This window comes from Ruegeria sp. B11 (assembly GCF_056539785.1).
In genome coordinates, this window is the sequence record NZ_JBQFVO010000002.1 from 418,716 (window position 1) to 431,299 (window position 12,584).

The window sequence follows — 12,584 nt, forward strand, 5'->3', positions numbered from 1 at the left end:
ATGTTCAAATACAAAAGCCCTCTGAGCCGGCTTCTAGAAGGTGCCGGAAAACCGAAAGAAGAAGATGCGGTGGAAACCGAAACCGAAACCGTTGCGGAAGCGGTCGAAACAGAAAGCGCCGCTCCGATTGCGGATTTCAACGCCCTGCGCGCGGCCCTTGCGGGTGGAAACGTTAGCTCGGACAGCTACGAGGAAGCAGACGAACTGATCCCCGAAGAACCGATGCCCGAGTTTTCGGAAGACCAGATCGAAGATCAGGCGACCGAAGAAGAAGTGGCCGAGGTTCAAGAGGTCGAAGAAGATGAACAGATTGTCACGCTTCATCTGACTGCGGAAGACGAGGTTCAGGACGATGAACCCGAAGTCACCGTAGAAGAACCAGAGGCCATCGAACCTGAAGTCGTATCTGAAGTTGCGGGCGAGGTGGAAATCGTCGGAGAACCCACACCGGAACCGGAGCCTGTTGATGTAACCCCGGAACCCGCCATGGTCGCACCTGCACCTGCACCGGCTGAAGATCGGCGTTCTCGTGTGAAGACGACGTTTTTGGGTTTCGAGCGTGCAGACACGCATGTTCAGGAGCTGATGGAAACAGCTGAGCCCGTTGAAAAGACAGAAGCGGCCGAACAGACATTCCCGGTTGGCTGGCTGGTCGTGACCGCCGGACCGGGTCGGGGTGCCGCGATTACCTTGACCGAGGGATTGATGCAGATCGGTCGGAATGACGATCAGGCTATTCAGCTGGATTTCGGCGACACCGGGATCTCTCGCAGCAATCACGCCGTCATCGCATATGACCCAGAGGACCGGAAATGCTATCTGGGCCATGGCGGCAAGGCCAACTTGGTGCGCCTGAATGGCAAGCCTGTGCTCAGCACCATAGCCTTGTCCAGCGGCGATCTGATCCGGATCAGCGAAACCTCGATCCGCTTCACCGCTTTCTGTGATGACGGCTTTGACTGGCGGGATGCCGATTAATGCTGGCGACCCCTGCATATGATATTGCCCTGATCCTGGACCAGGGTCAGCGCGACTCGCAGGAAGACGCGATTGCTGCGCGGGTCTCTGACGCGGCAGACGCGGGTTATGTCGTGATTGCCGACGGTATGGGTGGTCATGAAGCGGGTGAAGTCGCTTCGCAGTTGGTCATTTCAGCCTGGCGCGATGCGATGGATGCCCAGTTGGATGGGCCCGACCTTGCTGAGAGCGCACTGCTCGACGCTCTGCCGTTGGCCGCAATGCAGGCCAACGCCGCTATGGCGAGCCATAGTGAGGAAAACGAGGTCAATCTGGGCTCCACCCTTCTGGGCATGTTGATGCTGGATCAACGAGTATTCTGGATCTCGATCGGTGACAGTCCACTTTACCTGTTCCGCAATGATGCCCTGTCACAGGTCAACGAAGATCACTCGATGGCCCCGGTGATCGACGAACAGCTCGCACAAGGATTACTGAGCGCGGAAGAGGCACAAGGCCATCCGGATCGTAACCAACTGACTTCGGTGATCATGGGGGCTGCGATTCCAAAAGTGGATTGTCCGGAACAACCATTAGCGCTGATTGCGGCAGATGTACTGATCCTTGGCAGTGATGGTCTGCAATATCTCGGCAATTCCGAGATCGAAACGCTGGTGCGCACGCATATTCATTCCCCGGCTCGCGATATTGCTGATGCGCTGCTTCAAGCACTGCATGCAAAGGCAGACCCGGATCAGGACAACATTTCAATCGCCGTGGTCAAACCGGCACAGACTTAGACAGGCAGTGAAACAGGACAAAATGCGAAACCATCTTATCATATCCACCCTCGCTCTTGCTGCTGCAACAGGTGCAGCATCGGCGCAAGAGGCGTGTTCGACTTATGAAATCCAGCCCGGTGACAGCTTGCGGGAACTGGCAATTGCCGTCTACGCGACGGAAGATTACCGGGTCATCTATGATGCGAACCGGGAAACGATAGGGTCGAACCCCAATATCATTCGCGTCGGTGATGTCCTGACTTTCCCTTGTCTTGAAGATATCGGGCGCGCGGCGCAACTGCCGGATACCGAAGCTGGCCGCATGGCTGCCGAAATGGCCTCGGAACTGGTCAAAGCTGCCGAGGAACGGGCTGAAAAAGCCATTGCCGAGGCCGAAGCCCGCGTGGCCGCTGCAGAGGCCGAAGCTAAAAAGACCAGCGAAGAAGCCGTAATCGCGGCCAAGGCTGCGGCCAAGAAAGAGATCGAAGCAGCGCGTGCGGAAGGTGCCGCATTGATCCGCAACGCGGATGGTGGCGAAAGCCCTGAAATTCGTGACCGTCAGATTTTGTTGATCACGGGTGGTAACTACGCCCCGTTCACGGATGAAGCGCTGCCAAATCGTGGGCTTTATACCAACTTGGTTGAAACCGCGATGCTGCGGGCCGCGCCCGAGCAGTCCTACAAGATTCAGTTCGTTAATGACTGGTCGTCGCATCTGGACCTATTGATGCCGACTCTCGCCTTTGACGCCACATTCCCTTGGTCGCGGCCGAACTGTGAACAAGCCGCAACGTTGTCGGAAAATGATCGTTCACGGTGCGAAACCTATAATTTCTCAAACCCATTCTACGAGGTCGTTGATACGTTCTTCGCAAAAAGCGGTTCGGGTTACGAAGAGACACTGACTTATGCAGATTTCGCGGGCACAACGATCTGTAGGCCGGAAGGTTGGTCATTGTCGCATATGGATGCAGTTGGTCTTTACGAGCCTGCAATCACGCTGATGCGCCCCGTTTCACCCGATGATTGTTTTCGCGCGGTCATGGATGGCACAGCCGATATCGTCGCGATCGAAGCGCATCTGGCGGTCGAAGCAATCGGGCGTCTGGGCTACGAACATCAGATCATCGAAAACCCCAACCTAGCGGCAATCAAGTCGCTTAACGTCATGACCCACAAAGATAATCCGGATGGGGAAGCGATCCTTGAGACGCTCAACCAGGGTCTGGCGATCATGCAGCAATCAGGCGAGTGGCGCGACATCGTATCTACCGCACTGCGCTATCAAATGGAAAATGGCTAAGGCCTTGATTGGCCCAACGAAACAAAGTCTGGAGGAAGTGGACATGTTTAACAAGAAATTGAAGAAAGCAGTACTGTCGGCATCAGCCTTCACCGCCCTGAGCGCAGGTGCAGCCGCCGCTCAAGAGGCCTGCTCCAACTATACGGTTCAGGATGGTGACACATTGGCGACCATCGCCATTGCCGCCTACGGCACCTCAAACTATCAGCCGATCTTTAACGCTAACCGCAACGCAATCACCAATCCCGGTTCGCTAACCCCCGGTCTGGTACTGGCGCTGCCCTGTGAGGATGGCAGCCTGCCCAACGGTCAGAGCGCGCAAGAACTGATCGCGGCAGAAGAACAACGTGCTGCAAGCGTCAAGCGCTCGAATGTCTACGCGCCTCCGATCAAGATGGTCGCTGGCAACGGTTGGGAACCGTTCACTACTGAAGATCTGAGCGGCGGTGGCATCATGACCCGTCTGGCGACGACAAGCCTTCAGCGTGCTGGTAACAGCCGCGATTTCTCGGTCAGCTTTGTAGATGACTGGAGTTCGCATCTGGACACACTGTTGCCACTGGGTGCGTTTGATATTTCGATCGCGTGGACTGTACCGGATTGTACCAACCGCTCCTATGAGTGGTCTGCAGAGACCGAAGCCCGGTGTACCCAATTTGTCGCTTCGGTTCCGGTATATGACATTGTCGGTGGTTTCTTCACTTTGCCTGAAAGCGAATACGCAAAGGCGACAGATTTCTCCGACCTTGAGGGCTCGACCGTTTGCCGCATGGCAGGCTGGAGCATGGTGGTGCTGGAAGAACAAGGGCTCAACCGCGAGAACACAACCGTGGTCCAACCCAATTCGGCCCGCGAATGTCTCGATGCCGTATTGACCGGTACAGCAGACGTGGCTGCATTCGAAGTTGATCTGTTTGCCTCGACAATGAAAGACATGGGTTTGACCTCGGCGGACATTGTTGAGAACCCGTATGTCTCGACACTGTCTTCGATGAGCTTCCTTGCACACCGCACCAATCCATTCGCGCGCGAGTACATCGCGATGATGAACAAGGGTTTGATCGAGATGCGCGAGTCCGGCGAATGGTACGCGATTATTTCCGACACGCTGCGCGAACAAAATGAAAAGCTGAACGCAGCATCAAACTAATCCCTCGGTCGTTATGACCTTTCTTTGGGGCCGGTCTTCGGACTGGCCCTTTTTTTGTCGGTGGGTCAGTATCTTCAATGACAACGGCAAAGCCAACTGACTAGGCCTCAGACGTGGCGCAGTCAGCATTTGGTCTTATTTGCGCATACATAATGATTATTTTTATCCTTAATCGCTCATAAAAGGCGGCCGTCTACGGGAATCCCCGAATATTCAGCGTGAACGATAAGCGTAGGATGAACTCAACTGCACCGGTGAGGCGTAAGCCCCGCCACTCACTCAGAAAGAGGCTGGCTATGGGGGCTGGCCTTTTTCTTTTTCAGGGCACGAAAAAACCGGCCCTCTTCGGACCGGTTTCTCTTTAGGCGTTTATGCAACCCTGGCTTATCCGATGATCGCATTCAGGGTTGCACTTGGCCGCATCACCGCAGCCGCTTTGGCCGGATCAGTGTGGTAGTATCCACCCAGATCGGCGGGTGCGCCCTGCGCTGCCGCCAACTCGGACAAAATCTGTTCTTCTTTGTCCGCCAACTCTTTCGCGAGCGGTGCAAACTCGGCGGCAAGCCCAGCATCATCGGATTGCCCCGCCAAAGCTTCGGCCCAGTAACGAGCGAACCAGTAGTGGCTATCGCGGTTATCCGGCTGGCCGACTTTGCGGCTGGGTGACTTGTTGTTATCCAAAATTCCCTGCGTGGCAGCCTCGGCAGCGGCGCCCAGGACGCCCGCTTTGGCGTTGCCCTTGCTGTCAGCGAGGAAGTTCAGGGATTCTCCGAGCGCACAGAATTCACCCATGGAGTCCCAGCGCAAGTGGTTTTCTTCAACCAGTTGCTGAACATGTTTCGGCGCCGAACCACCTGCACCGGTTTCGAACAGACCGCCGCCATTCATCAGTTTAACGATTGATAGCATCTTGGCCGACGTCCCCAGTTCGAGGATCGGGAACAAGTCGGTCAGATAATCCCGCAATACGTTACCGGTGATGGCGATGCTGTCCTTGCCCGCCGTGATAGTTTCCAGCGACTGGCGGGTTGCTTCACGCGGGGCCATAGTCAAGAACTTGTCGGCCACGCCTGCAGCTTCAAGCGCTGGTTTGACATACTTGATCAGCTCGGCGTCATGTGCGCGGTTGGCATCCAGCCAAAAGATCGCCTCGGACCCGGTCAGGCGCTGACGGTCCATCGCCAGCTGGATCCAGTTCTCGATCGGGGCCTTCTTGACGGTGCAGGCGCGCCAGATGTCGCCCTTTTCGACGTCATGGGAATGCAGCGTTTCGCCATTGGCCAGAACGATACGGATTGTACCATCTGCGGGCGCTTCAAACGTCGTCGGGTGCGAGCCGTACTCCTCGGCCTTCTGCGCCATCAATCCAACGTTGGCGACGGCTCCTGCGGTGGCTGGGTTCAGTGCACCATTGGCTTTGAAGAAGTTGATGGCCTCGTCATACACCGGTGCATAGCAACGGTCAGGGATCACACAGTTAGTATCGCCCTTGGCGCCGGTTTCGTCCCAACCCTTGCCGCCAGCACGGATCACTGCGGGCATCGAGGCGTCGATGATAACATCAGACGGGACATGCAGGTTGGTGATGCCACGGTCCGAGTCCACCATATACATCGACGGACGATCCCCTTTAATCGCATTGATTGCGGCGACGATGTCTGCGTTGCCCTGAACCCGCTCAAGCAGGTCCCCCAGACCCGAGTTCGGGTTTACACCCAGCGCGTCCAGCTCTGCACCGAATTTCTCGAACACGGGGGCAAGCCACGCCTTGACTGCATAGCCGAAGATAATCGGGTCACTGACCTTCATCATCGTCGCCTTCATGTGCAGCGAGAACATGGTGCCGTCTTTCTTGGTGTCCTCAATGGCTTCGGTCAGGAACGACGACAGCGCCTTGACCGACATGAATGTTGCGTCGGCCACGGTGCCTTCGGCCAGTGGCCAAGCGTCTTTCAGTACCGTAACGCTGCCATCTTTGCCCACAAACTCAATCTTGGCATCGCCGGCTTGCGCCGCAGTGATCGTTGCCGATTTCTCATTGGCGTAAAAATCATTGCCCGGCATCGAAGACACTTTGGTCTTGCTGTCCGCGCTCCACTCTCCCATCGAATGAGGGTTCTTCTGGGCATAGTTCTTCACAGCGCGCGCTGCGCGGCGATCGCTGTTGCCTTCGCGCAGGACCGGGTTCACGGCCGAACCCTTGATGGCGTCATAACGCGCACGGATCGCCTTTTCGTCGTCCGTCGAAGGCTCTTCGGGGTAGTTCGGAATGTCATAACCCTGTGATTGCAGCTCTTCGATGGCTGCCACCAGCTGGGGCACCGACGCCGAGATGTTGGGCAGTTTAATGACATTTGCGTCCGGTGTTTTCACCAGCTCACCTAAAGCAGCCAGATCATCAGTAATACGCTGTTCGTCTGTCAGCTTTTCGGGGAAGGTCGCGATAATACGCCCGGCCAGCGAAATGTCTTTGGTTCCGACGCTGACACCGGCTGCTGACGCAAACTTGCGGATAATGGGCAGGAACGAGGCGCTCGCCAGCTCGGGCGCTTCGTCTACAATGGTATACAATACGTCGAAGTTCGATTTTTCTGCCATATTCCCTTACCTTTTTTAAGCCTTTCAGGGGCGTGCGATCCAAGAGCATGTGCCGCCGTGACATAGGCACCAATCCCAAAGGGGACATGACGGCCCCACGGGTGACTCTGATTTGACAGGGCCTCCCTTAAATGAGGATTGGCTTGGGATCAATCGTATTGAGCGGCGCAAATTGACACGGGTCGAATTAGTTTGGGCTATTGAGTGATATCACACACCCGGAAACACCAACTCAAATCGCGCACCGGTCTTGGAAGGCACCAGCAAAATCCGCCCGCCATGTGCCCCCAACAGGTTTGTAACGATGGTCAGGCCCATCCCGGTCCCTCCCTTCTCGCGCGCGGTTGTGAAGAATGGGTTGAAGATGCGGTCCCGATTACCGTCGGATATGCCGGAACCATCGTCTTGGACAACCAATCGACCGAGTTCTGCGTGCAGGACCACCTGCCTTGCCCCGTGACGGCGTGCATTGTCCAGAAGATGTTGCAGGGCAATTTTCAGGCCAGAGGCTGCAAGGTTCAATGCCTGATCGCCGCCTTCTATGCTGATGTCCAGTTCGGGAAACGAAGCGCTTAACTGATCGGCAAGATCGTTCAGGCTTGCCTCCCCATGGTGTTCCGGCACTCGTGCCTGTGCAACCGTGTTAAGAGCGCTGAGCTGCGTTTGCATCTGATCGCTTGCGCCCAATATCTGTTGCAGCAATGCGTGATCCTGCTCCGAGAGCGTTTCGGCCTCGGCCAACAACTCTCCTGCCGCACGGATCGCGGTGACAGGGGTTTTCAACTCATGCGTGACATGATCTGCAAAGACGCGGATCGAAGCTTCGCGCCGTTGCAGTGTATCCGCCATGCTCAGAACCGAACCGGCGAGGCGCGACAGTTCTTGTGTGCCGTAGTGATCGGGCGGCTCGGCGCGTTGCCCTTGTTCAATGGCCCCTGAATAGGTCGCCAGCGACGTTATGGGGCGGAGCAGAAGCCGAACCATAAGGTATCCGAATACTCCGGTCGCACATCCGATCACGATCGCCAGCAAGCCCGCAGCGTTTCGAAACCCGATCTCAGGTCCAAGATACCGCAGCGCGATCAGACCCAGCAGAGACAGGGCGAGCGTACCCGCGAGACCTCCGCCAAGAACAAAACCCAGCGAAGGGCGCCATTTGCGTCTCAGCCCGGCCATGCACCCATCCGCAATCCGATCCCATGCACGGTTTCGATGGCACCGGCCCAGCCCTGATCCCCCAACTTGCGTCGTAAGTTCCGCAAATGACTATCCAGTGTCCTATCCGAGACCGGACTGCCTGCGCCATAAATCGCATCAACCAATTGTGGTCGCGAGACGATGGCGGCGGGCGTTTGCATCAGGCGACGCAAAATCGACAGCTCGGTTGCGGTTAAGGCAAGCGCATTGCCGTCGACCCGAACCGAATGCGCCGACACATCCATTTCAACCGGGCCATGCCGCAGGAGAAGCTCTGCAGCACCCGGTTTGCTGCGTTTCAGGATGGCTTTGATCCGCGCAACCAACTCTCGGGGGCTGAAAGGTTTGGTCACGTAATCATCCGCTCCCAACTCGAGGCCCAAAATGCGATCAATCTCGTCATCACGCGCGGTCAGGAACAAGATTGGTACGTCCGAGCGTGCCCGCAAGCGGCGGCAAACCTCAAGCCCATCGATCTCAGGCAGGCCGACATCCAGCACGACAAGATCAGGCGCTTCCCGCATCGCGTGGGTTAGCGCCATTTGGCCATCGCGGGCGGTAACCGTCTGGTAGCCCGCGCGCTCAAGCGTGATCGAGACCAGCTCTCGCAGGCGTGGATCATCATCCACGACGAGGATTTTCATCTACCTTCTCCGGCATGGGTTCGACGGCCAGATTACGGATCACCCGATCTGCGCGAAAGCCCCAATTCCTCCAATTGTCGACGACCGGAGGGGTTGCGCAAGCGCGTACCCGTTTGTCCTTCAGCAACTCTGCCGCCGCCATCTCATTGAGCTGACATGCGTAGTAGGTATCAAACCGTATCGGATTTTCCAGATTCCAACGGGCGATTAAGGCTGAAAAATTCACGAAGCAGCATGCATAGAGCACGCCAATCCCCAGGATCGCAGATCGCAGCAATAACCAACGGTTCGATTTACCCTGTAAAATTTGCCAACCGGTCAGACACAAGCCCACAGCAACCAGCGCCATCCAGATTGCCGCATGAACACGCAAATAGGTCAGCCCGTAGAAATCAACGTAAAGCGACAGGCGCATCAGCGATGAGATCACCAGCAGTACATTCTGCGCCAGCCATAGCATCATCCATCTTGTCAGCCCCTGCCGCTCGTTCAGATAGGGTCGCGCGGCCAAGGCAAATGCGCCCGCCAGCAAAGCTGTGACCAAGAGTGGGTATGCCCCGCGATGAGCATATTCAGCATAGGTCATCCCCTCGGGCAACTTGGCGTTGCCCCAGAGAAAGACCATGTCCATCCCAGTTTGCACCGCCAGCAGCAAGTTGAACACCATTAGCGCATTAGCAACGGATTGGGCATTCAGGCCAAAGGCAGGCAATGGGCGCTTGCGTCCGGGGCCAAATCGGGGGGTAAGCAAGTCAGGCCGCAAGGTGACCGCAAGAAAGGGCCAGATCGTGATTGCCGCCCCGATCCAGAATAGCAGTCGGTCGAACCGCATATCAAATCGCCAAATCCGATCGATCCAATCAGACAAGACCGGATTGGCCGCAACCATCAGCGAAGCAAGGATCAGTGCGCCTCCGATCGGGAAACTCCAGTTGCGCAGTGCACGAAGGGTAACCCCGTCAACGCGGGAAACCGAATGACCTTTCTGAACCGCCTCTATCCCGTGTCTGAGCGCCAATATTGGAAACAGAGACAGAAACCGGCGAACCGAAGCGACCTCATGATTGCCCAGCACGGCCCAACACAGCGCAATGGTCGATCCACCCAGCAAGAAAGCTACGGACAGGGCTTGAACATATTCCACCACCGGAAGAATGCTAAGCAGCAAAAGAAGGGTTGGCCCGACAAGTCCACCACGGCGGCGCAGCAAGGCAAACACTACAGCGGAAACCGCCAACGTAAAGAGTGCGATTGAAAGGCCAGGAGAATGGTCGAAAAACAGAAAATCGGCGAGCGCAACCAGAAACACCAAACCCAAAAAAGCGTGGCGATTGCCGGGTTCCGCTAAGCCATCGGCTCGGTTTGTGCCTCGATCAGGGGTGTCCAGCCACCAACTATCTTGTAAAACTGATGTCGGTACACCGCGCACGATGAACTGTCCCATTTAACTGCTCCTTGTTTGTGTTGGTTCTGTCTGGCCTAGGCAGGTGCAGATCACCGCGTAAGGGTCGTGCATTTTTTGTGCAGAGGTGCTTTTCGCAGCGCAGCCTCTTCCCCTTGTGCGTGCCGGTGGCTAAGACGATCTTCCAACCGCAAGTCAGGAGGCCCCTTTGGACCGTATCGCCCGCACCATCGCCACCGAGATTAACGCCCGCGCGGAACAGGTTGGGGCCGCGGTCAGGTTGTTGGATGAAGGTGCGACCGTGCCCTTTGTCGCCCGTTATCGGAAGGAAGTGACCGGCGGGCTGGATGATACCCAATTGCGCACCCTTTCCGAGCGACTGAATTATCTGCGTGAGCTTGAGGCCCGGCGCGAGGCGATTCTGTCCTCGATCAAGGATCAGGGGAAACTGACGGACGATCTGGTGAAATCGATCGCCCAAGCCGAAACCAAGGCGCAGTTGGAAGACATTTATCTGCCGTACAAGCCCAAACGCCGGACCAAGGCGATGATTGCCCGCGAGAATGGTCTGGAGCCGCTGGCCGATGCGATTCTGTCGGGCCGGTTGGCTGAACCAGAAGGGCTGGCTGAAGGGTATCTGATTGAGGCTGTCCCCACGACCAAAGACGCGCTGAATGGTGCACGGGACATCATCACAGAGCGGCTTACCGAAAACGCTGCTTTGCTGGGAGAGCTCCGAAACTTCATGCAACGTGAGGCGTTGCTGAGCGCAAAGGTCGTCGAGGGCAAGGAACAGGAAGGTGCCAAGTTCAGCGATTACTTTGATCATTCCGAGCTTTGGTCGAAAACCCCGTCGCATCGAGCGCTGGCGTTGTTGCGCGCCTCGAAGGAAGGGATCGTAACGCTCGACATTGCTCCCGAACCCGAAGCGGGAGCCGCGCGGGCCGAGGCCATGGTTGCGGCTCATCTGAACACGCGCGGTGATACTCCTGGTGACAAGTGGCTACGCAAGGTCGCGGGCTGGACATGGCGGGTCAAGCTATCGCTTTCGATGATGGTCGAGCTGATGGCCGACCTGCGCAGCCGCGCACAAGACGAGGCAATTCAAGTGTTTTCGCGCAACCTAAAGGATCTGCTATTCGCTGCTCCGGCGGGGGCACGTCCGACGCTTGGGTTGGATCCCGGCATTCGCACCGGGGTTAAAGCCGCCGTGGTGGATGCAACCGGCAAGGTGGTTGCAACGGATACGCTATATCCGTTTCAGCCCAAGAATGATCTGCGTGGTGCACAAGCGGCAATCCTGAACCTTATCACTACACATAAAATCGAGCTTATTGCCATCGGCAACGGCACAGCCAGCCGCGAGACTGAGCGTTTGGTGGCCGATACGCTGTCGCTTCTGCCCAAGACCGTCAAAGCGCCCACCAAGGTCGTCGTTTCCGAGGCTGGAGCCTCGGTCTACTCGGCATCCGAGCTTGCCGCGCGCGAATTTCCCGACCTCGACGTCTCGCTACGTGGAGCGGTCTCGATTGCCCGCCGGCTACAGGATCCCTTGGCTGAACTGGTCAAGATAGAACCCAAGAGCATCGGCGTCGGCCAGTATCAGCACGATGTGGATCAGCACCGCTTGTCACAGTCACTGGAGTCGGTGATCGAAGATGTGGTGAACGCTGTGGGCGTGGATCTGAATACCGCTTCAGCCCCCTTGCTTTCTCACGTCTCGGGTCTGGGACCGGGATTGGCCGAGGCGATCGTCACGCACCGAGATATTCATGGTGCCTTTGCGTCTCGCAAGGATTTGCTGAAGGTGGCCCGCCTTGGTCCGCGCGCCTTCGAGCAGTGTGCAGGTTTCCTGCGAGTTCGTGACGGTTCAGAGCCTCTGGATGCCTCCTCGGTTCACCCCGAGGCTTACGATGTCGCCCGTCAGGTAGTGGCAGCATGTGGGCGCGACATTCGCCAAATCATGGGGCATGAAGGCGCGCTGAAAAACCTGCGCGCCGAGCAGTTTGTGAGTGAAACCTTCGGCTTGCCTACGGTTCGGGATATTTTCACCGAATTGGAGAAGCCCGGCCGAGACCCGCGACCCAGTTTCAAAACAGCGTCGTTTACGGACGGGGTTGAGGAAATCACGGACCTGAAGCCCGGGTTGGTGCTGGAGGGTACCGTCACCAACGTCGCCGCCTTCGGCGCGTTTGTCGACATTGGCGTGCATCAGGACGGGTTGGTTCATGTCAGCCAACTGGCCGATCGGTTCGTGAAGGACCCGCATGAGGTGGTCAAAACCGGGCAAGTTGTCAAAGTGACGGTGGTCGAAGTCGACGTTCCACGTAAGCGCATTGGGCTGTCCATGCGCAAGGACGGTGGCGCTTCGGCACGCGAGGGCAATGCACTCCGTGGCAAGGGCAAACCGGCACGAACACCCAAGCCAGGGGAACAGCGGCGCAGCCATGGGGGTCAGAGCACCCAGAACGGGGCCTTTGGTGACGCTCTTAGAGACGCCTTCAATAAACGTTAGGCGGCAACCCTGTCATAGGGCTAAATACGAGGCGTG

The 12,584-nt window shown here is 57.1% G+C and carries 9 protein-coding genes; 5 read left to right on the forward strand and 4 right to left on the reverse strand.

The window, feature by feature from the left end; translation table 11 throughout:
* Genes ACR0I1_RS09680 through ACR0I1_RS09695 form a run of 4 tightly spaced genes read left to right on the forward strand, consistent with a single transcriptional unit; the run spans window position 1 to window position 4,192 of the window.
* The gene (locus ACR0I1_RS09680) at window positions 1-978 is read left to right on the forward strand and encodes an FHA domain-containing protein (protein WP_223118646.1); all 978 of its coding nucleotides are present in this window, start codon (window positions 1-3) and stop codon (window positions 976-978) included.
* Window positions 978-1,757: a PP2C family protein-serine/threonine phosphatase gene (locus ACR0I1_RS09685; protein ID WP_170393913.1), complete on the forward strand. Its 780-nt coding sequence runs from the start codon at window positions 978-980 to the stop codon at window positions 1,755-1,757. The genes ACR0I1_RS09680 and ACR0I1_RS09685 overlap by 1 nt, the downstream gene beginning before the upstream one ends.
* Window positions 1,758-1,779: 22 nt before the next feature.
* The gene (locus tag ACR0I1_RS09690; protein WP_170511889.1) at window positions 1,780-3,042 is read left to right on the forward strand and encodes a transporter substrate-binding domain-containing protein; all 1,263 of its coding nucleotides are present in this window, start codon (window positions 1,780-1,782) and stop codon (window positions 3,040-3,042) included.
* Between the two features lie 43 nt (window positions 3,043-3,085).
* A complete protein-coding gene (locus tag ACR0I1_RS09695; protein WP_170393909.1) occupies window positions 3,086-4,192 on the forward strand; it encodes a transporter substrate-binding domain-containing protein in 1,107 nt (368 codons plus the stop codon).
* Between the two features lie 384 nt (window positions 4,193-4,576).
* Here ACR0I1_RS09695 and ACR0I1_RS09700 read toward each other — a convergent pair whose 3' ends face one another.
* The 4 genes from ACR0I1_RS09700 to ACR0I1_RS09715 form a co-directional block, all read right to left on the reverse strand.
* Window positions 4,577-6,790, reverse strand: a complete 2,214-nt coding sequence (locus ACR0I1_RS09700; protein ID WP_170407323.1) for an NADP-dependent isocitrate dehydrogenase — start codon at window positions 6,788-6,790, stop codon at window positions 4,577-4,579.
* A 210-nt stretch (window positions 6,791-7,000) separates the two neighbouring features.
* Window positions 7,001-7,966, reverse strand: a complete 966-nt coding sequence (locus tag ACR0I1_RS09705) for an ATP-binding protein (RefSeq protein WP_170736048.1) — start codon at window positions 7,964-7,966, stop codon at window positions 7,001-7,003.
* Window positions 7,954-8,631 (reverse strand): response regulator transcription factor, encoded by a 678-nt coding sequence (locus ACR0I1_RS09710; protein WP_170407329.1) that lies wholly within the window; start codon window positions 8,629-8,631, stop codon window positions 7,954-7,956. Before ACR0I1_RS09710 ends, ACR0I1_RS09705 begins: the two co-directional genes overlap by 13 nt.
* The gene (locus ACR0I1_RS09715; protein WP_480706151.1) at window positions 8,609-10,075 is read right to left on the reverse strand and encodes a DUF4153 domain-containing protein; all 1,467 of its coding nucleotides are present in this window, start codon (window positions 10,073-10,075) and stop codon (window positions 8,609-8,611) included. Before ACR0I1_RS09715 ends, ACR0I1_RS09710 begins: the two co-directional genes overlap by 23 nt.
* A 166-nt stretch (window positions 10,076-10,241) precedes the next feature.
* Here ACR0I1_RS09715 and ACR0I1_RS09720 point away from each other — a divergent pair, with 166 nt between their 5' ends.
* Window positions 10,242-12,548 (forward strand): Tex family protein, encoded by a 2,307-nt coding sequence (locus ACR0I1_RS09720; protein WP_480706153.1) that lies wholly within the window; start codon window positions 10,242-10,244, stop codon window positions 12,546-12,548.
* The last annotated feature ends 36 nt before the right edge of the window (window positions 12,549-12,584 follow it).